General features: G+C 64.3%; 20 protein-coding genes and 2 pseudogenes. 13 read left to right on the forward strand and 9 right to left on the reverse strand.

Annotation, left to right across the window (positions count from 1 at the left end; genetic code table 11):
• The first annotated feature begins 41 nt into the window (after positions 1–41).
• The 9 genes from CGK93_RS21835 to CGK93_RS21875 all read left to right on the forward strand — a co-directional run bounded on the left by CGK93_RS21835 (position 42) and on the right by CGK93_RS21875 (position 7511).
• On the forward strand, positions 42–272 hold the full coding sequence (locus CGK93_RS21835) for a CsbD family protein (protein WP_089596646.1): 231 nt from the start codon (positions 42–44) through the stop codon (positions 270–272).
• Between the two features lie 82 nt (positions 273–354).
• The gene (locus tag CGK93_RS21840; RefSeq protein ID WP_089596648.1) at positions 355–939 is read left to right on the forward strand and encodes an RNA polymerase sigma factor; all 585 of its coding nucleotides are present in this window, start codon (positions 355–357) and stop codon (positions 937–939) included.
• Positions 936–1568 (forward strand): Asp23/Gls24 family envelope stress response protein, encoded by a 633-nt coding sequence (locus CGK93_RS21845; RefSeq protein ID WP_089596650.1) that lies wholly within the window; start codon positions 936–938, stop codon positions 1566–1568. Before CGK93_RS21840 ends, CGK93_RS21845 begins: the two co-directional genes overlap by 4 nt.
• A complete protein-coding gene (locus tag CGK93_RS21850; protein WP_089596651.1) occupies positions 1565–1927 on the forward strand; it encodes a hypothetical protein in 363 nt (120 codons plus the stop codon). The genes CGK93_RS21845 and CGK93_RS21850 overlap by 4 nt, the downstream gene beginning before the upstream one ends.
• A gap of 79 nt (positions 1928–2006) precedes the next feature.
• Positions 2007–3110: a substrate-binding domain-containing protein gene (locus CGK93_RS21855; protein WP_089596653.1), complete on the forward strand. Its 1104-nt coding sequence runs from the start codon at positions 2007–2009 to the stop codon at positions 3108–3110.
• Positions 3111–3259: 149 nt separating this feature from the next.
• Complete coding sequence (locus CGK93_RS21860; RefSeq protein ID WP_089596655.1) at positions 3260–4573, forward strand: ABC transporter substrate-binding protein; 1314 nt, start codon at positions 3260–3262, stop codon at positions 4571–4573.
• Positions 4574–4633: 60 nt separating this feature from the next.
• The gene (locus tag CGK93_RS21865; RefSeq protein WP_269768459.1) at positions 4634–5605 is read left to right on the forward strand and encodes a carbohydrate ABC transporter permease; all 972 of its coding nucleotides are present in this window, start codon (positions 4634–4636) and stop codon (positions 5603–5605) included.
• A complete protein-coding gene (locus CGK93_RS21870) occupies positions 5602–6510 on the forward strand; it encodes a carbohydrate ABC transporter permease (RefSeq protein ID WP_089596658.1) in 909 nt (302 codons plus the stop codon). Before CGK93_RS21865 ends, CGK93_RS21870 begins: the two co-directional genes overlap by 4 nt.
• Entirely contained in the window at positions 6507–7511 is a 1005-nt protein-coding gene (locus CGK93_RS21875) for a hydroxyacid dehydrogenase (RefSeq protein WP_089596659.1), read from the forward strand. The genes CGK93_RS21870 and CGK93_RS21875 overlap by 4 nt, the downstream gene beginning before the upstream one ends.
• Before the next feature lie 87 nt (positions 7512–7598).
• Here the strand turns inward: CGK93_RS21875 and CGK93_RS21880 are convergent, their stop codons facing one another.
• The 6 genes from CGK93_RS21880 to CGK93_RS21900 all read right to left on the reverse strand — a co-directional run bounded on the left by CGK93_RS21880 (position 7599) and on the right by CGK93_RS21900 (position 12053).
• The gene (locus CGK93_RS21880) at positions 7599–8078 is read right to left on the reverse strand and encodes a hypothetical protein (protein ID WP_232481452.1); all 480 of its coding nucleotides are present in this window, start codon (positions 8076–8078) and stop codon (positions 7599–7601) included.
• 95 nt (positions 8079–8173) lie between these two features.
• A complete protein-coding gene (locus tag CGK93_RS21885) occupies positions 8174–9079 on the reverse strand; it encodes a cation transporter (RefSeq protein WP_089596662.1) in 906 nt (301 codons plus the stop codon).
• Positions 9079–9243, reverse strand: a complete 165-nt coding sequence (locus tag CGK93_RS23705) for a hypothetical protein (protein ID WP_157731937.1) — start codon at positions 9241–9243, stop codon at positions 9079–9081. The genes CGK93_RS21885 and CGK93_RS23705 overlap by 1 nt, the downstream gene beginning before the upstream one ends.
• The gene (locus tag CGK93_RS21890; protein WP_089596663.1) at positions 9216–10160 is read right to left on the reverse strand and encodes a hypothetical protein; all 945 of its coding nucleotides are present in this window, start codon (positions 10158–10160) and stop codon (positions 9216–9218) included. Before CGK93_RS21890 ends, CGK93_RS23705 begins: the two co-directional genes overlap by 28 nt.
• Positions 10157–10573 (reverse strand): DUF7793 family protein, encoded by a 417-nt coding sequence (locus tag CGK93_RS21895; protein ID WP_089596665.1) that lies wholly within the window; start codon positions 10571–10573, stop codon positions 10157–10159. Before CGK93_RS21895 ends, CGK93_RS21890 begins: the two co-directional genes overlap by 4 nt.
• 70 nt (positions 10574–10643) lie before the next feature.
• Complete coding sequence (locus CGK93_RS21900; protein ID WP_089596666.1) at positions 10644–12053, reverse strand: MFS transporter; 1410 nt, start codon at positions 12051–12053, stop codon at positions 10644–10646.
• Between the two features lie 77 nt (positions 12054–12130).
• Between CGK93_RS21900 and CGK93_RS21905 the strand changes: the two are divergent.
• Positions 12131–13359 (forward strand): annotated as a pseudogene (locus CGK93_RS21905) (GAF domain-containing sensor histidine kinase).
• Positions 13360–13408: 49 nt separating this feature from the next.
• Here the strand turns inward: CGK93_RS21905 and CGK93_RS21910 are convergent.
• The 3 genes from CGK93_RS21910 to CGK93_RS21915 all read right to left on the reverse strand — a co-directional run bounded on the left by CGK93_RS21910 (position 13409) and on the right by CGK93_RS21915 (position 15679).
• Positions 13409–14275, reverse strand: a complete 867-nt coding sequence (locus CGK93_RS21910) for a serine/threonine protein kinase (RefSeq protein ID WP_269768460.1) — start codon at positions 14273–14275, stop codon at positions 13409–13411.
• Entirely contained in the window at positions 14275–14805 is a 531-nt protein-coding gene (locus tag CGK93_RS24455) for a serine/threonine-protein kinase (RefSeq protein WP_269768461.1), read from the reverse strand. Before CGK93_RS24455 ends, CGK93_RS21910 begins: the two co-directional genes overlap by 1 nt.
• 232 nt (positions 14806–15037) lie before the next feature.
• Entirely contained in the window at positions 15038–15679 is a 642-nt protein-coding gene (locus CGK93_RS21915; RefSeq protein WP_089596668.1) for a TetR/AcrR family transcriptional regulator, read from the reverse strand.
• Positions 15680–15791: 112 nt separating this feature from the next.
• Here CGK93_RS21915 and CGK93_RS21920 point away from each other — a divergent pair, with 112 nt between their 5' ends.
• The 3 genes and pseudogenes from CGK93_RS21920 (at position 15792) to CGK93_RS21930 (ending at position 20087) form a co-directional block, all read left to right on the forward strand.
• On the forward strand, positions 15792–17249 hold the full coding sequence (locus CGK93_RS21920; protein ID WP_089596670.1) for a purine-cytosine permease family protein: 1458 nt from the start codon (positions 15792–15794) through the stop codon (positions 17247–17249).
• Positions 17246–18465, forward strand: a pseudogene (locus CGK93_RS21925) (serine hydrolase domain-containing protein). The gene CGK93_RS21920 and the pseudogene CGK93_RS21925 overlap by 4 nt, the downstream one beginning before the upstream one ends.
• A complete protein-coding gene (locus tag CGK93_RS21930; RefSeq protein ID WP_089596671.1) occupies positions 18462–20087 on the forward strand; it encodes an amidohydrolase in 1626 nt (541 codons plus the stop codon). The pseudogene CGK93_RS21925 and the gene CGK93_RS21930 overlap by 4 nt, the downstream one beginning before the upstream one ends.
• The last annotated feature ends 4 nt before the right edge of the window (positions 20088–20091 follow it).

Consider the following 20091-nt stretch of genomic DNA (forward strand, 5'->3'; position numbering starts at 1 on the left):
GGCAGCACAGAGCACGCGCACTGAAAAGAAAAGGGAACACCATGGGAATCAACGACAAGATCAACAACGCCGCCACCGAACACCTCGGCGCTGCCAAGGAAGGCGCCGGAAAACTGACCGGCGACCAGTCGCTGGAGCGTGAAGGCCAGCACGATCAGGCCCAGGCAAAGCTCCAGCAGGCAGGCGAGAAGGTCAAGGACGCTGCCGCCGACATCGGAGACAACATCAAGGAGGCGGCCCAGAAGCTCAAAGAGGGTTTCACCAAGAAGTAGGCCCCTCCCGGGCCGGCCCCGCAGCGATTGCGGGACCGGCCCCTTTCCACCATGACCCTCGACCCCACCGGGAAGGCAAAACGTGACTGGTTCACCCGCGGCGCAGCACCAACTGGACCTCGTTCCGGATGCCTTGCTGGCCGGCCGGGCAGCAGACGGCGACACGGCAGCTTTCGAAGCGCTTGCACGTCGCCACGGCCCTCTGATGCGCGCCACCGCCCGCCGGCTGACCGGCAGCCGCGCGGACGCCGATGACGTGGTCCAGGAAACGCTGGTGCAGGCCTGGAAGCAGCTGGACACCCTCCGGGAGCCTGGCGCCGTCAGAGGCTGGCTGTTGAGGATCCTGGGCAGCCGCAGCATCGACCACCTCAGGAAACGACGCCACCACGTGGATCTGGACGACGTGGAAAACCAGCGCGATGACAGCCCCCGGACGAGGACCCAGGATCCAGAGAACAACGCTGTCAACGGCTCGCGGGTGGAAGCACTCAAGGCAGCGCTGGCCGCACTCCCCGAGGAACAACGACGCTGTTGGGTACTCAAGGAATTCAATGACCAGAGCTACGAGGAGATTGCGCTGACATTGAACATCAGCCCCGCCAGTGTCCGCGGCCGGTTGGCCCGGGCACGGATCACGCTCGCACGCACCATGGAGGAATGGCGATGAACACCCCCAACGACACCCTCGAATGCGGGCACAGCCTTGCGGATCTCAGTGCCTACCTGGACACGGGACAGATTGACGATCCCGCGCACCTGGAGAGTTGCCCCGAATGCCAGGCCGCGTTGGCCTCCCTGCGCCACCTCTCCCAACTCGGCGGAGATTTGCTCCGGTCCGACGTAACAGACGCGGGCTCAGGCAACGACGACTGGATGCAGTCCATTCTGGACAACCTGCGCTTGGAACTGCGGCCCGGACGGAGCATTCCCGTGCAGACGGAACACCCGGATGACACCCTTTGGGAATCCGAAGGAGCCATCTCCGCCCTGATCCGGTCCGTGGCCGATGCGCTCCCTGGGACAGCCGCCGGCAAGTGCCGGCTGCAGGGAGAGGTGACCACCATGGGAGCCCCCATCACCGTGGAGGTGGAAGTGGCGGTGGTGTACGGACACCCCATGGAAGAACGCGCAGCCACCCTCCGCAACGAGCTGGCGAGGACCCTGGCAGTCCAGACCGAACTGAACATCCAGGCCATCAACATCACCGTGACGGACGTCCTCGAGCCGCCGGCACCGGCCCAGCCCACAGATGCCTCCGCCACCACCGATCCGCTGAACACGGAGGACCAGCCATGACGGAGTTTTTGGAAGCCGCGAACACTTCCCCTGCAGGCGGGTCGGCAGGCGAGTCAACCGCCCTGGCTGAGGAACTGCTCGGCCTCGTCCAGGCGGTAGACGGGGTCCACTCGGTCTATCCCGCCCAGCCGTTGTGGCAATCCATAGCCGGCGCCGCCCTGGCCGCGGTCACCGGAGAGACACTTCCCTTGATCGGTCTGACCGAGACCGCCGACGCACTTGCAGTGAAGGTCAGGATTGGAGTGAATGCTTCCCGTCCTGCTCCGGCTGTGACGCGCGAAGCAGCCGGGGCGATCCGCAGGCATCTTCTCCCCCGGGCTGCCGTCGTCGAGATTTCCGTGGTGAAGCTGGGCAGTTAGGCCACAGGGGTCCAAGCCGCCGGTTCTGGTTCATAATGAACAAACTGAACACAAGTGAACTTGATAGGCGGACACCTGCATGCTGACCGAGGATCGTCAACAGCTCATCCTCAGGGAACTCGCCCTGAACGGATCCCTCAATGCCAGCGAATTCGCGGCGAAACTGGGCACCTCGGGAATGACCGTGCGGCGGGACCTCGCAGTGCTCGCTGAGCAGGGCCTGCTGGAACGGGTCCACGGCGGCGCCATCCCAGTGGGCGGCAAGCCGTCGGCAGGACCCGCGACGCAGCCCTCCACGTCCTGGCGTCCTGGCGGGAGAAGGCCTTTGGCCACCATCGGGATGATCGTGCCGTCGGCGTCGTACTATTTCCCGGGCGTCATCCGCGGCGCTGAAGCCGCCGCGCAGGAAGCCGGCGTCCGCTTGGTGCTGGGTGTTACCAACTATTCGGACGCGGAAGAGCGGCGGCAACTGCGACGGCTCTACGAACACGGCGTGGATGGAATCCTCATCACGCCCAGCGGGCAGTCGTTGGCGGGCACCGAAACACTGGACCTGCTGGCCGAGGCGGAGGTGCCGGTGGTAGTGGTGGAACGGTCCATCGACGACGCACTGGACCACGGCCGGCTCGAAGCCGTGCGGAGCGACCATGTCCGCGGCTCGGAAATCGCCGTGAACCACCTCTTGAGCCTCGGACATCGGAAGATCGCTATTTGCCTGCGCGAGAACAGCCCCACCGCCCCGCAACTCATCGATGGCTTCCACCTGGCCATGCAGCGTGCCGGACAGGCCCGCGATGACTCAATGGTGCGTGCCATGTCCCGCGCCCAAAACGATCCCCAAGCCCACCGTGAACTGGTGGACCGGATCCTGGATTGGTGCGCATCAGCGGAGGTGACGGCCGCCGTCGTCCACACCGACGAGGACGCGCTCCAGTTCGTCAGCGCCTGCCTGGAACGGCAGATCCGCGTGCCGGAGGACTTCGCAATCGTCTCCTACGACGACGAGATCGCCGCCCTCGGCGCCGTCCCGCTCACCGCTGTGGCACCGCCAAAATACGACGTCGGCCACCAGGCTTTGGTGATGTGCCTGAGCCGCATCGGGGCGCGGCGCGGAAGCACGTCCGCGCTGCAACGGGTGAACCTGTCCCCGGCGTTGGAAGTGCGCGGCTCCACGCAGGTTTAGCCTGCACGACGCACCCCACCCACCACCGAGACTGTTTACTTCTGTTCATTTTATTGATGATGTTCACTTTTGTGGATTTCATGGTGCCTAGTCCGAAAGTGCCCCCGAGCACCCTGACTTTCGCATCGTGAACTTCAAAGGAGAACATAATGAAGCGTCGCCAGCTTCTGCTTGGAGCAGCCAGCCTCATGGCCAGTGCTGCACTCGTCACCGGCTGTGGCAGCACCCCGGCCGCCACGCCAACCCCCAGCCCGGTGGAAGACCCCAGCGGCAACATCACGTTCTGGTCCTCCATGGCCGGTATGGACAAGGTGGCGGAAGCGTTCAACGCCAGCCAGGACAAGATCAAAGTCACGTTCGAAACCATCCCCAACGGCGGAGCCGGGGGTTACGCCAAGCTCTCCACTGCCATCACCGCAGGCAATGGCCCCGACGTTGCCACCATTGAATATCCGCAGCTGCCCCAGTTTGTCAGCAACGGCCAACTGCAGCCGCTGGACGGCTACATCAACAAGGCTGAAACCGTGGACAAACACACGGATGAAACCAAGGCCCTGGTGCAGTTCGGCGAGCAGACCTATGCGCTACCCTACGATGCCGCGCCGATGATCATGTGGTACCGCAAGGACATGCTGGACAAGGCCGAGGTCTCCACACCCAAGACCTGGCAGGAATTCGAGGAGGCCGGCAAGAAGCTCAAGGCCGTCGCCCCCGAAGCGCACCTGGCCAGCTTCAACCCGAACGAAGCTGCGCTGACTGCTGCACTGTCCTGGCAGGCGGGCGGCAAGTGGTTCGGCACCGAAGGCGACAGCTGGAAGGTGGGTGTCAACGACGAAGCCACCCGGAAAGTCGCCACGTACTGGCAGAAGCTGATCGACCAGAAGATCGTCAAGGTCCAGCAGTCATTCAGTGACGAATGGTCCGCAGATCTGGCGAGCGGCGCCGTCGTCGGAGTCCTGGGTGCCAACTGGAGCGCCACCGGTATCCAAAAGCGGACGGAGGCCAGCGGCCAAAAGGGCCAGTGGATCGCTGCCGAGGTGCCCAACTGGGGCATGCCGGCGGACGCGTTCTACGGCGGCTCCAGCTTCAACATCACCAAGAGCAGCAAGAATCCGGCCGCTGCGGCGAAATTCATCGAGTTCCTTGCCACCAGCAAAGAGGCCATCACTGCCCGCGGCAACACCGGCTCTGCCTTCCTGGCCTACCCGGGCCTGACTCCCGTGGCGCAAAAAGCCTTCGACGCCAGCTACTTCGGCAACGACATCTACGAGGTCTTCGACAAGGCATATTCCACCATCACGCCGGGCTGGCAGTGGGGTCCCAACTGGGACATCACCAACACCGCACTCAAGGACGCCTACGGCACGCTGACCAGCGGCGGCAAGGTCCTGGACGCCGTCGATACCGCCCAGGACGCCACAGTGGCCGGGCTCAAGCAGAACGGCCTCTCCGTCAAGGAGTAGGCCCGCAGGGTGGGGTGGCTCCGAGCTTACGGAGCCGCCCTGCCAGCGAGGAGAACCATCATGTCCATCCATGCCACAGCATCCACTTCACCCACACTGCCCGAGCCAACCAACGCCGTCGAACCCCGAAAACCGCGCAAACCCCGCGCAATGTCCGGAACCGGTGGCCGCACAGCCGCACTGTTCCTGACGCCGTTCTTCACCATTTTCGCCCTCGCCATGGTTGCGCCAGTGATCTACGCTATGGTGCTCAGCTTCTTCGCCCAGCAGAAGTCCGGACTCGGCTTCGGTGAGGCCAAGACCGCGTTCGTGGGCTTGGAAAACTACGTCCAGGTCCTGCAGTCCGAGAGCTTCGTTGGCGGCATCGGACGCCTCGCCCTGTACTGCCTGCTCTACATCCCCTTCATGGTGGGCGGCGCCCTGGCATTCGCGCTGCTGCTGGATTCGGCCGTCGCGCGGGCCAGGAAACTGTTCCAACTGCTCGTCTTCCTCCCCCACGCAGTGCCCGGTGTCATCGCCGCATTGATCTGGGCCTACCTCTACACGCCCGGTGTGAGCCCGATCGTCTCAGTCCTGGAAACCGGCGGAATCTCGCTGAACTTCCTGGACAACCAGCTGATCCTGCCCTCCATCGTGAACATCGCCGTGTGGGAGTGGACGGGCTACAACGTGATTGTCCTCTTCACCGCGCTGCAGGCAGTGCCCCGGGAAATCCTGGAAGCTGCCCGCGTAGACGGTGCCGGCGAGATCCGTGCAGCCATCAGCATCAAGCTGCCCCTGATCCTCCCGGCGCTGAGCGTCATCATGCTCTTCACCGTGATCGGCACGCTGCAGCTCTTCACCGAGCCGAACATCATCTCCAAGGCCACGGCATCAGTGACCAGCACGTGGGTGCCCAACATGTGGGCCTACGACGCCGCGTTCAACCGCCACAACCTCAACCAGGCTGCGGCTGCCTCCATCATCATCGCGCTCATGGCCGCAGTCCTGTCCTGGGCCGTGACCCGCTTCAGTTCAAGGAACACAGCATGAGCACCTCCACGATCCACCGCCCGGTTACAGGGCAGGCACCGTCACAGACCAGGCGCCGGCACGCCCGCAACGGCGGCTTCGCGAGTACGTTCACCGTGAATGCCCTGCTCATCCTGGGCTGCGCCTACATGGTGCTTCCCGTGGTGTGGCTGTTCTTTGCCTCCACCAAGGACACCGCGGATCTCTACGGAACAGCCGCCTACGCTTTTGGTGAGCCGGCCTTCTTCGAGAACGTCCTGGCGGTTCTGAACCAGGACGGCGGGATGTTCCTCCGTTGGATGGCCAACTCCATGTTCTACGCCGCTTTCGGAGCAATCCTTGGCGGCCTCATCTCCGTCATGGCCGGCTACGCGTTCGATAAATTCCACTTCCGCGGCAAGGACTCGTTCTTCGGGATCGTCCTGGTGGGCGTGCTGATTCCCAACACGGCCACGGTTCTGCCCATGTATCTGTTGGCCTCCGTTTTCGGCATCACCAACACCATCTGGGCCATCCTCATCCCGGTGCTCTGCAACCCGTTCGGGGTGTACCTGGCCAGGGTGTACTCGGCGGCCTATGTTCCCGCCGAGACCCTGGAGGCAGCCCGTGTTGACGGAGCCGGTCCCATCCGGTCCTTCTTCTCGCTGGGCCTGCCCATGATGATGCCCGGGTACATCACCATCGCCCTGTTCCAGTTTGTGGGCGTCTGGAACAACTTCATGCTCCCGCTGGTGATGCTCCAGGACCAGAAGCTGCTGCCCGTCAGCGTTGGCATCTCCATCTGGCAGGGTTATTCCATCCCCCAGCCCGAATTCACCCCCATGGTCATCACGGGTTCGCTGCTCTCGATCATCCCGCTGCTGCTCGCGTTCGTCATGCTGCAGCGGTTCTGGAAGTCCGGCCTCACCGCAGGGAGCGTCAAGTGACCTTGAATGTTGCCTTGGCCATGCCTGCCCACACGGCACGGGCGGTGTTTCCGCCCAGGAGCCTGGATCCTTTGGAGCCCGCGCTGACGCTGCTGAGCCGTGACCCCGTCCAGGACTTCACCACTCCGGAAGGCCGCGCCGTATTGAGGGAGGCCGACATCCTCATCACCGGTTGGGGGTGCCCGATGATCGACCACACCGTCCTGGATGCCGCACCCCGGCTGCGCTATGTCCTGCATGCTGCCGGCAGCGTCAAACACCACATCGGTGACGCCTGCTGGGAACGCGGCATCCAGGTCAGCTCCGCAGCGGACGCCAACGCCATCCCGGTGGCCGAGTACACCGTGGCCATGATCATCCTCGCCAACAAGCGCGTCCTCCAGATCGCCCGGTCCCTGCACGCCACCCGCACCGATGTCCTGGCTGAGCAACTCTTCCCGGACATGGGCAACTACCGGAAGCGCGTGGGCATCATTGGGGCCTCGAAGATCGGCCGTCACGTCATCAGGCTGCTGGCTCCGTACGAGCTGGAGGTAGTGGTGGCGGATCCTTACCTCTCCCCCGAGGAAGCGGCTGTCCTGGGCGTCGGGCTCGCCAGTTTGGAGGAGCTGGTGGCAAGCAGCGATGTGGTCAGTCTCCACGCGCCGTCGCTGCCGTCCACCAGGAACCTCATGGACGCCGGGTTGATCGAGCGGATGCGACCGGGCACCACGTTCATCAACACCTCCCGCGGCGAGCTGGTGGACCAGGACGCATTGCTCGCGCGGGTGGAGCGCGGCGACCTCTACGCGATCCTCGACGTGACCACCCCGTGGGTGCTGCCCGCCGAATCCCGCTTCTACACGCATCCCAACGTGCTGCTCACCCCGCACGTGGCGGGGTCGTTGGGCAATGAGCTGGAGCGCATGGCGGCGAGCGCCGTGAACGAGGCACTGCGGTTGTCCCGTGGCGAAGCCCTGCGGTTCCCGGTGAGGCTGGAGGACCTGGCGTTTACCGCCTGACCCACCGTTTGGAGGAACGCAAAGGCGAACAGCGCACGACGGCGACCTGCCGCCGTCGTGGGCTTGCCGCCTTTAAGGGTGGGCGCCTTAGCGCGAGTCCTTCTTGGCTTGGCGTTGGGCGCCTTGGGACCGGCTGGAAGCGTCGCGCTTCACGCCGCCCGTGGTCTTTTGATGGGAGCGGGCCCGGCCCGAACCGGCGCCGGATTTGGCCCCTGCACCAGACGAAGCAGGCCCTGCGGACTTTCCGGCGCTGGCGCGTTCCAGCCGTTCGTCCTTCAGGGCTTCTGCGGCTTCGTGGGCCAGCCGGGCCAGTTCCGTGCTCACGATCGAGAGTGCTTCCTCGAACACGAACGCCCGGGCCCGGGCTTTGTCGGATTTGTTGGACGCAGCCCCGCGGCCGCCGGCCTCCAAGACCTCGTCAGCGGCCTTGCGTCGATAGTTGGTGGTGTATTTGTTGCGGGCCCGCCGAACCCGTTTGTGCAGTTTCAGCAGGCCTTCCTCATCGAGGAGCTCAAGCCTGGCTGGCTCCAATTCGCGAATCAAATCAAGTTGATCTTGCTTCAACACCCACAGATATTGGTCCATTTGCCGATACTTCCATACCTCCCTGACGAGGGATAGGGGGTTATGGAGTTCTCATCCGAAGCGGGGGATGAGTTTGTTTATTCGAAGAGTTCGGGGGCGGCCGTGAGCGCGACATAGGCCCAAACGTCCAGGCCGAGAGGCTCCAGGGCTTTGGCAACGGCCCGACGGACAGCGTCTTCTTCGCCCACGTTCCATTCAGCGCCTGTGACGACGAAATCAACCTCGACGTAGAGCTTCCGCCCAACTTTTCCGGAGCGTATGAGCGGTTCCCCCAGCCCGAACTCTTTTCGGACACCCTGCACTGCGTCGGTGATGGCAGCATCGAGCTCCTGGGACGGCGCACCCTCCAGTAGTTCGTTCAACCCGGTCCGGATCAACCCGAGGGGGATGTACGCAAGGATCAGGCAGGCCACCAGGACAAGGACCGGATCAACATAAAGGGCAACATCGTCCAGCCCCAGGTTCTGCAGGACCAATGCCACCGCGGCACCCAGGAGCATCATGACGCTGAGGATGGCCCCGGCACGCCATTGCGCGATTTCGGCCACCACCAAGTCTGAGCCAGGTGCGGCCCGCCCCATCCACGCCGCGACGCCGAAACCAATGGCCGCCGTCGCAGCCCCGTAGATCGCGATGATGGCGGCGCTGACCGGCGAACCGCCGTCGCGTATGACAACCACAGCATCACCCGCAGCCACCAGCAGCGTCCCGGCCACCGCCAGACCTTGGATCAGCACCACCAACGGGGTCAGGGCATCACGCCCGAACGGGAAACGACGCGTGGGACCACCGGCGGACGCGGACGATGCCTTCAAGGAGATCGCGGTGAGGACCAGGCCAATGCCCATGTAGGCGCCGTCGAACACGATGATCCTGGTCCCGCTGAGGACACCCAGGATGAGTGCCCCTGCCGCGGAGACAGCAGACACCCACAGCGAGACCCGCAGCGCGCGCCTCTCGGCCCCGACCTCTCCGGTCGGCATCAGTCGTTCCCGGTGGCGAGGGCGTCCAGGAGGCGGATGAAGACCGCGATCCAACCATAAATGATCACGAACGCAATGAGTTCGAAGGCGGTGAGGTTGAAATAGCCCACCGGGTAGAACAGCACCAGTGACAAAATCAGGGCGGCGAGGAAGCTGCTGCACACCAGGAAGAACCGGCGGGAAGTCCGCGGAGCATGAACGGCGAAGCAAGCAGCAAAACGATGAACACCACGGCCATCCCGGAGGCAAACAGCGTATGAATCAGGAAACTGACGGACAGCGGGACCACGCCCACCCCTGCCAGCAGCAACCCCATGGCCACGAACGCACCCGAGCAGACTCCCGCGCTCCACGGGTTGACCAGCACCCCCTGGGCAATAAGGGAGCGAAGATCCCGGTCCAAATACACGGCGAAAGTGGTGATGAAGAAGCCCGCAACAATCAACGACAGATTGAACAGGCCGCTGGAAGCTCCGCCCAAAGTTCCGAGCTGGCTGAAGTGGTACTCCCACCACTTGGGGTCCTGCGACGTCGCCATGCTGGCCACAATGCTCATCACCATGAACAGCACCAGGAGTCCGGACAGCTTGCGGGTGCTGATGTCATACACCGAGAGGTAGATCCAGTACGCGGCAAGGCCGGAGGCAACGGCCATCCCCACGGTCGCCGCAAAGATATCAACCGTGAGTCCCTGGAAGCTCCGCTGCAGCAACAGGAAAACGGCGATGGTGGCGATCGCCGCGATCAGGGCATGGACCAAGGCCACCGTTGATGCGTCCACGATGAACTTCCACGGTGGAAGGCTCAGCCGCCAGCGTTGATCCGGAAGGTACCGCGAGCGCCAGTAGCCGGTGAACGCCGCCACCAGCCCGAGTACCAGAATGGCCCCCGCCGTCACCAGCCCCACGGAGACGCCTCCCCACAGAGGTGGAGTGCGGCCGAAAAAAATGAGCAATGCTGCGAGTCCAGCGACCACCGCCGCCGAGGCTGCGGCCAGGAGGGCTTCGGACTCGTTCGCCAAGCGGCGCTGTCGGGTTATGGCGGGCTGCCGGGTTGTGATGTCCGACGCCGGTTCCGTCACGGTGCGGCTCTTCCGCCGGAAACGATGTGGTCCTCCTGCCCCTCCACGGAGGGGTTACGGAGCCAGGCAACCGCATCCGTTTCCGAAGTGAAGAAGCGCGTGGGGCATGGCGGTTCTTGGACGGCCAACTGGTAGTCGGCAAGCATTCGGTCCACGGGGTTGTTTCCCAGCAGGGCAATCCTGGAGGCAGCACAGGGTTCAACGAAAACGTCGCGGGCTGAACGACTGAGATGGGCTGTGTCCGCCATGGTCACCAGAAGGGGATACCTGCTGCCGGCGGCGAGCTCATTCACAGCCTCCACGGCGGCCAGGGCATTTGCTGCTTCGATGCGGACACCAGGTTTCCATGCCAGGAACATGACATCGCCTGTCTCGAATCCGATGACGTAATCGCAGGGATCCTTCTCAGCCATGGAAGTATCTCCCTCTCTGTGGGGCTGCCCCCGTGCGGGTTCCCGCTCCGGCAGGCCAGGCATCATCAGCTCAGCCCGCCGCTGGAGAGTCCGCGTTCTCGGACTCCTCTGCGGCTGTCTGCGCATAGGAGGCCGAGACCCGCCGGTAGACCGGGGTCAGGAAGGCAAGCAGTGCCACGGCAATCATGATGAGGCCGGCCACCAGGAACACCAAGGCAATGCCGCGGGAAATCCCTTCGCCCAGCAGCGGTTCCAGTTGTGCTGCCCCCTCGGACGAACGGGCGTACGGGATGATCCAGAACTGGGCGATCGGGGCAATGAGGAACGCGGTGATGGGTGCGGCCGCCGACTCGAATGCCATGGCGAAGCCGAACACCCTTCCTTGGCGGGGCAGCGGAACCACCTTCTGGATGACGGTCTGTTCGGCTGCTTCCACGACGGGAACCAACGCCATGTACAGCCAGATCCCCACGATGTAGAGCCAGGCCCATTCACGCAGCGTAAACACGGCACCAATGAGGCCCATCAGCCCCACTGCGATGAGCATGGTCCGCAAGGGGTTGGGTCCGAGGCCGAACTTGCCGATCAGCGCGCCGCCCACCACAAAGCCGGTGGCTCCTATGGCGAAGACGGTTCCCCACATCTCCACGGAGAACATTTCCAGGCCGTAGGGGTCCATCAGCGCCATGTAGACGCCGCCGATGAAGTTGTTGAACGTGGAGAAGAGAATCAGTGCGAACAGTCCGGAAATTGCCATAACGGCGGCCCAGGAGCCCCGCAGGTCGAATCCACCTTCGGCGTCGGAGGCGGCTGCCCGTACTTCCTCCGGCAGGCGCAGCGTCAGCAGGTGTCCGAAGGCCAGCGCCGTCAGCACCAGGGCCACAACCACGGTCCACCCCATGCCCAGCAACCCCACCGACAATCCGGACAGCACCGAGGTCACAATGAACATGAGCCCCTGCACCATGCCCACCAGCCCGTTGGCGTTGGCCCGGCGGTCAGGCTCTATCAGGATGGTGACCGTGGTGGACAACGCGATGTTGCGCATGTTCTCCACCACCGCGCCGATCAGGATGATCATGGTGAAGATCCAGAACCAGGGCTGCGTCAGGTCAAGCAGTGCTTGCTCGGGTGTCAGCAGGAACATGACCCCGGACAGCACGAACATCACCAGGGTGAACGCGGCGGCGAACCGCATCACGGCCAATTTCCTGTAACGGTCCACGAAGGTGCCGAAGCTGATGCTGGAGAGGGCAATCAACAGCATGTAAGCGCCGCCGATCACCCCCGTGGCAATCACGTTGCGGGTCTCCAGGTACACCCAGAAGGTCAGCGCGAACCAGAGATAGCTCGTGGTGATGTTGGCCATGGCTGTATTGACCAGGATCCCTGTGAAGGTGCGGGACCTTTGTGCCGGGGTTCGTAAGGAGAGATCGATATTGTCAGTAGACGCGGCGGTGGCCGGTTCCTGCTCGGTCATGCGTTCCAGTAAACCACCGGGTCCAACCTCCCGGTAGTATCGGCAGGGAATTCACGAGACTCTTGGGGGATTGTTTTATGACGGAAATTCAGGGGCAGCTGTCCTTCACGAAGGACGCCGGCAGGGACTTGGAACTTCAGGAATATGGGCTTGATCCCGCCGTGGATTCAACCCTCCTGCCCAATGCCGCCGTCATGAGTGCCCTGCAGAACCTCGTGAGGCTGGCCACGGAACTGTGCGGCGCACCGTTTGGCGTAGTCAACATCATCAGCGCCGAGTACCAGCACCAGATCGGCGCCTGGGGCGTGGACCCGGGGGTCTGCTCCCGGGAAGACTCCATGTGCGCCAAGGTTTTCCTCTCCCGCGAGAGGACAGTGGTGGCGGACGCGTCCAAGGATCCGCGCTTCGCGGACAATCCCTTTGTCACCGGGGACATCGGCAAAGTCCGCTTTTATGCCTCTGTTCCCTTGCAAACAGAGTCCGGGTTCGTCCCCGGGACCCTGTGTGTTTTCTCCGATAAGACCCAGGAGCTGCGCCCCGAACAGGTCAGCATGCTGGAGGTCCTGGCCAAGCAAGTAGTGGAGTTGCTCGAGCTGCAGCACCGCACCGTCCAACTGGACCGCACCTACACCGAGCTGAGGGAGAGCAACGCCAAACTCGCTGGATTTGCGGGCCGCGTCAGCCACGATCTCCGCATCCCGTTGACCACCATCCTCGGCTACGTGGAACTGGTGGAGGACGATCCCGACGTGGAACCTCAGAGCACCGCCGCAAAGTACCTGGACCGGATCGGTGCCAGCGGCCGCCGGATGCTCGGAATGCTGGAGGATGTCCTGAGCTACTCCCGCGTGGGCGGTGGCATCCAGCCCGCCCACGTTTCCCTGCGCGAGGTCACCGAGGAGGTTGCCCGGGACCTTGGCATCGAGAACGATGGCATCGTGGAGGTCCAGGAGCTCAGGCTCCACGCGGACCGCGGCCAGCTCCGCACCCTGCTGCAGAACCTCCTGTCCAACGCCATGAACTACCGCAGCCCGGAACGCGACCTCCGGATCCGGATCAGCGGCGTTTCCAATTACCATGGGGCCACCATCTACGTTGCGGACAACGGCAAGGGCATCGCCCCGAGGACCGCGCCAAGGTCTTGGAACCGTTGGTGCGCCTACGGAGGCAGGGCGATGGTCCGGGTTCCGGTCTGGGACTGGCCACCTGCAGCAGCATCGCCAAAGCCCACGGCGGCGACCTCACCCTCGCGGAAACCCCGGGCGGCGGAACCACCGTGGCAGTGAGCTTCCCTTCCGGAAGTTGACGCACGACGGCGGCAGGTCGCCGTCGAGCGTTGGTCACCAGCGCGTGGACTACTTGCCGTTGCCCTTTCCGTTCTCGGACTTCTTGTCGTTCTTGCCCTCGCTCTTCTGGCCCGCGAGGTCCTTGCCCGTGAGGGGCGCCTGGTCAACGGCGGGCTGGTCGGCAGGCGCTGGAACCTGCTCCGGGCGGGTTGCCTCCGAGAGGTCCACAACCTCTACCTGCGCGGTCTCACCTGGCACAGTGCCTGCCGGCACTGTCTGTGCAGGGACCGGATCAGCGAGCACCGGATCCACGGGCGCGGCCGGGCCGGCAGGACCGCTTGGCTGCGGCTCGGCCTGCGATACACCGGGATCTGCGGGCTGTGACGGATCGGCAGTGTTGTTGCCGAACGGGTTGATGCCCTGCGAGAAAATCAGCAGCGCAAGCGGGATGGTCACTGCTGCTGCCGCGACACCCTTGGCCGTCCTGGGTCGACGCCTGCCGAAGTCAAGGATGCTGGTGACCGTCGCCTGCTTCCGGGTCGACGAACGCTGCGGGCGTTTCGGGCGTTTCGGAAGCACTGTCGGCAGCAACGCAGTCCTTCGGCCGGACTGGATGCCTGCTTCGGCCAGCGACTGTTCCACATGGTGGGCGCCGGGACGCTTTTCGGGATCCATGTCCGTCATGGCTTCCAGGAGCTCCCTCAGCGGGCCGGGCAATTCCACGGGGACCTGTGGCGAACGATGCAGGCGCGCTGATGCCGTTTCAATGGGCGTCCCCGGGTATTCTGCCTTGCCGGTGAGGCATTCAAGGAGCACCAGGCCCAGCGAGTAGATGTCGCTCGCCGGGGTCAGATGCAAACCCTGGGCTTGTTCGGGACTCAGATACTGTGCCGTACCCACGGTGAATCCGGTGGCGGTCAGGCGGTTGTCGTTCATCACCAGCGCCACACCGAAGTCCGCCAACTTGACCGACTCCCCAGCCCGTCGTCGTCGGATACCAGAATGTTGGCCGGCTTGATGTCACGGTGGATGACGCCCTGCCCGTGAACCTGGGACAGGGCCCCGGCCAGCCGGATCCCTATGCGCGCGGTTTCGGGAACGGTGAGCGGTCCATCCGACAGCACGGCCCGCAGGTCCCGGCCTTCCGCCAGTTCCATGACCAGATAAGCGCGCTCTTCGTCGTTCCTGGTGTCCACGCCGGCATCGAATGCGGCCACGAGCCCTGGGTGGTCAAAGGCGGCGAGGAGCCGCATCTCGTTTTCCTGGCGGGCCCGGAATGACTCGTCGCCTGAGCCGGGCAGGAAGATCTTGATGGCCACCTCGCGGCCCAGCAGCAGATCTGTCGCACGGTAGACAGCCGACATGGCGCCCCGGCCAAGGACGGGCCCCAGCTGGTAGCGGCCGTCAAGTGTGTCGTCGATGGAATCAGGGACGGGGGAGTCCACAGCCTCGTCAATGGTGCCCACGAATGTCACGTCCTTCAGGCATACCTGGAGCCTCGGACCCAACCGCTGTCCTTGCGTCACCAAGCAATGCCGTCAATCAAACTTTCACGATGGCCGCGCGGCCGAGCTGCTTCAGCCACGTGCGGCCCAGGCAAGGAGCCCGAACAGCATCATCCGGTTTCACCAGATAAGTCATCAGGATACTGATTAAGGAACGGGAAGAACAATGCGGAGTGCTGCGTTACGGCGGAAATCAGGCCTTGCGCACCTGATCCACCGCCGCCCGCAACGTACCCGCCGGCACGCCCAGGGACCATTCGGCAACGTCGGTAACGAACCGCATGAACGCTTCATAGTCGAAGGTTCCGGGGTTGTTGACGTAGGAGCCGACGCCGTCGATCGCCACCCAGATCCGGATGCACGCCGCGAACGGGTCTTCCACGGCAAAGTCACCGGAGGCCACGCCATCCTCAATAAGGGTTGTGAGCCGGGTCCGGTCCAGGTATTCCTGCGCCAGCATGGCATCCGCCAACGCTGGCGTGAAGCGGCAGAGGTGCCTCGCATTGAGCCACAGCCGGGTGAGTTCCAAGGCGCCGCCGCCCTCGATGCGGGAAATCAGGTGGGCCATCCGCGCGAGGGGCGTTCCGCCGTCGGGAAATAACTCTTCCCGCTCTTCCGATACTGCCAGGACAAAGGCCGCGACCACCAGATCCTCGGCGGCCGGGTAGTAGTGGCTGATCAGGCCGGGCCGCACACCCAAGCGGTCCGCGACGGCGCGGAGGGTTATCCGTTCGAGCCCCTCACCCAGGGCAATCGAGGCGGCCTCAGCAAGGATTTCGGCTCGGCGCTCGTCAGGTAATTTTCGAACGCGTTGGGATGTGGGGCTTGACACCATGCCCCCCAGTCTATTGGATTAGTGACCAATAGCACGTTGGTCGCATGACCAATAGCATCAATGGCCCGGTATCCCATCGTCGTGAGCCGGTCCTTGCCCGAGAGGAACAGCGTTGTCCCAGCCCCATGTCACCGATCCGGTCAGCTACCCGGAACCCCTTGCCCATCCCGAAACCCGCGGGATCGAACTCATCGAAACCTCGGAGCGCCACGGCCGCGCCCGCGATCTCTTCCCCGTGTGGGCGGCGCCCAACGTCAGCGTCCTGAATTTCACCGTGGGTGCCTCGCTGATCCTGCTCGGCCTGGAACTGTGGCAGGCCCTCCTGGTCATCGTCGCCGGCAGCCTTCCGTGGATCCTCACCGGGATCGTGGCCACCAGCGGCCCGGCCGCGGGAACATCCGGCTCCGTCATCACCCGCGCCATTTACGGGATCCGCGGCAACAGGGTGGTCGTCGCCTTCTTCGGCTGGTTCATCTCCGCCGTCTTCCTGGCCCTGAACTGGCTCGCGTCTTCCTTCATGGGCGCTGAACTCCTGGCACAGCTTGGCTTCACGGATCCCGTAGCCGGCCCGGTGATCGTCACCATCGTTGTTGCCGCGGTTACCGTGCTGGTAGCTGTCTTCGGCCACAGCCTGATCCTCCGCAGCTACCCCGTAGTGGCCTCGGTGCTGCTGGCCATCTTCCTGCTGGTCACAGTGTTCGTCCTGCCCCACGTGCAGTGGGGATATGCGGCTCCGGCACCATTGGAAGGAGCACCGCTGTGGTCTGCCGTGACCATTGGGATCGCCATCCTGGCCTCCACCCCGCTTTCCTACACCAACAGCCCGGATCTGGCCCGCTACCTCCCGGAGACCACCAAACGCTCCCACATCATCGCGGCCACGGCCTTTGGCGGCGCGTTGCCCTGCATGTTCTTCACGGCCGTGGGAGCCTTGCTGGCCACCGGCATCAGCCCAGCAGCCATGGACCTCGGCATCGAGTCGGCACTCCTGGCCCTGCTCCCTGCCTGGTTGGGACCAATCTTCGTGGTGGGGGTCATCATCAACACGATCTCGCTCAACGGCATGACCACCTACACCGCCAGCATGGCGTTCCAGTCCATCGGCGTCCCGATCAGGCGCATCCCTTCGGCCATCGTGGTGGGGGCCATCGGCGCAGCACTGACCATCTACCTCGTCATGTCCACCAGCCTCCTGGACGCCGTCAACCTGATGCTGCAACTGCTGGTCCTGATCTCCGGCCCCACCATGACCATCTTCGCCGTGGACGTCATCCTTCGCCGCAATCGATACAAAGGTGAAGACCTTTTCAACGAGAAACCGGGCGGCCCGTTCTGGTACAGCCGCGGCTGGCATATCCCCGGCTTGCTCGCGGTGGTCCTCGGCGCCGCCGTTGCCTCACTCTTCCTCACCAACGCCGTATGGACCGGAGCAATCTCGGCAGCCATGGGCTTCCTGGATCTGTCCGTGCCCGTTTCCATGATCGTCACCGCGGGCGTGTACGTCGCCTTGAACCCCTCCCTGCGCCGCAGCACCACCACACCATCCGTCATCCAAGGAGCACACGCATGACCGCCCCCACCGGCCGCCACCCTTCCCGCTATCCCGACGCCACCAACCAGCCGACGCTGGACACCTGGCAGGAAGGACCGCACAACCGTTGGACGTTCGCGCACCTTGGCGAGATAGTCCCGACGGCGGCAGTTTCCCGCCGCCTCCCGGACACTCCCGTTGCGGCTGCTGACAGCTTGGACGGCCTGGGGCTCCCGGGCCTGAAGGGCCGGCTCGAAGAGACCTATACCGATGCCTTCCTGGTCCTGCACCACAACCAGGTCATCGCAGAGTACTACCGCCCCGGCTTCGCCCCGGATGACCTGCACCTGGTGATGAGCGTTTCCAAGTCCATGTGTGGCCTCGTGGTGGGGCCTTGATCGATTTGGGAGAGATTGTCCCCTCCGCCCGCGTGGTGGACTACGTTCCAGAGCTCGCCGGCTCGGCTTACGACGGGCCCACCATCCAGCACGTGCTGGATATGGCCATCCATCTCAACTACAGCGAGGACTATGTGGATCCAGCCTCCGAGGTTCAAACCCATGACCGCTCCGCAGGGTGGCGCACCCGCCGCCCCGGAGACCCCCAGGACACCTACGCGTTCCTGACCACGCTCACCGGCAACGGCACGGTATCCGAATTCCAGTACTGCTCGGCCAACACCGATGTCCTGGCCTGGACCATCGAGCGGGTCACAGGGCTGCGCTACTCCGAGGCCCTGTCCACGTATCTGTGGTCCAAACTCGACGCCGACCGGGATGCCACCATCACCGTGGATTCCGCCGGCTTCGGCTTCGCGAACGGTGGGGTCTCCTGCACCGCCCGGGACCTCGCCCGGGTGGGACAGTTAATGCTCGACGACGGCGAAGGTCCCCTCGGCAGGGTGGTTTCCCCGGAATGGGTGGGGAGCATCCTCAACGGCGGGGACCGCGAAGCCATGGAAGACTCCTCTTTCACGGCCATCCACCCGCGCGGCTCCTACACCCGTCAATGGTGGTGCACGGGGAACGAGCGCGGCAACGTCACGGGCATCGGCATCTACGGCCAGTACCTGTGGATCGACCCGGCCACCGATACCGTCTTGGTGAAGCTGTCCACCTGGCCGGAGCCGGAAAGCGAGCACCTTCACCAACTCCAAAACCAGTTGTTGCTGGACGTCAGCCGCTCCCTGGACAGCCGGATTGCGGAAGAAGCAGCAGCCGAAGCAGCACCCGAAAGCAAGGACAACGCAGCGTGACCACCCAGCTCTACACCAACGCCCGCATCTTCACCTCCGATACCCGCCGCTGGGCCGAGGCCATCCTCGTCCAGGGCGAGCGCATCCTGTACGTCGGCGACGCCGATACCGCCGAACGACTCCGGCCCGACGCCGAACGGGTTGACCTCGAAGGCCGCCTGGTGGTCCCCGGGTTCGTGGACGGCCACGCGCACGTCGTCGGTACCGGAGAAGCCTTGGGACAGGTGAGCCTGTGGGGAGCCAAATCCGTGGAGGAGATCCAGCAACGCATCAAGGCAAGGGCCACCGAACGCCCGGATGCTGACCGGATCCTGGCCACCGGTTGGCTGCACGGTGCCATTCCGGGCGGCGTGCCGGATGCGGCCATGCTGGACGCCGTAGTTCGAGACAAACCCGTGTACGCCTTCGCCTACGACTTCCACTCCGTGTGGGTCAACACTGCGGCGCTGGCTGAACTCGGCATCGACCACCACACCGAGAACCCGCACGGCGGCACCATCAAGCGCGATTCCCGCGGGCACGCCACCGGCTACATCGACGAGAACGCCTTCTACGACATCGTGCTCCCCTACCTCGATGCCCAGGTCAGCGAAAACGAACACGAGGCCAGCATCGCCGCAGTCCAGCAGGCCTACCGCGAAACAGGCGTGACTACCGCCTGCGACATGGGCTTCAACGAGACCGACCTTGAGGCCTTTAAGCGTGCGGACAAAGACGGCACCCTGACCAGCCGGCTCATCGCCTACTGGAGGATAAACAACGCGGGATCGGCCGAGGAGAACATCGCCCAGGTCCAGCGGGCGGCCGCGCTCGCCGTCGAGCATGAATCTCCTTTCCTGAGCGTGGTGGGCATCAAGGTGATCATCGACGGCACCATCGATGGCTGCACTGCCACCCTCGGGATGCCCTACGCCGATGGTTCGAATGCGGAACCGATCTGGAGCCTTGCAGAACTCGCGCCTGTGGTTGCCGCGGCCGATGCTGCCGGTTTGAAGGTTGCCATGCACGCAATCGGCGATGAATCCGTGCGGATCGCCATCGGCGCCGTGGAACACGCCGTGGCGGAGAACGGCCCCCGCGAACGCCGCCACCGCATTGAGCATCTGGAGTTGGTGGACAGGGCCGACGTCGATCGCCTCGCCGCGCTGGGTATCACCGCGAGCATGCAGCCGGTCCACGCCGATCCCGCAATCAGCGAGAACTGGTGCGCCAAGCTGGGCGACGACCGCGTGGAACGCGGCTTCCCGTGGCCTTGGATCACGGCTGCCGGCGCCCGCCTGGCTTTTGGCACGGACTCCCCCACCTCCCCGCACGCACCGTTGCCCAACATGTATGTGGCCACCACGCGGGCCTCGGCGTTGGACGCCGCGGCCGGAACCAATGTCCCGGAATTCGCCCTGCCCCTGGCGGAGTCGATCGAGCACGCCACGCGTGATTCGGCGTGGACGTGCGGGGCGGAACACAACATCGGCCGCCTGGCTGCTGGGTTGTACGCTGATTTCGTGGTCCTGGACACCGACGTTTTCGCCAGGGAGAACCCGCGCGCGCTTTTGGACGCGAAGGTCCTCCGGACAGTGCTGGGCGGGCGCACGGTTTACCAAAAGGACCCATCACTCGCCTGAAACC

The sequence above is a fragment of the Arthrobacter sp. YN genome (assembly GCF_002224285.1).
In the GTDB taxonomy this organism is placed as follows: Bacteria; Actinomycetota; Actinomycetes; order Actinomycetales; family Micrococcaceae; genus Arthrobacter.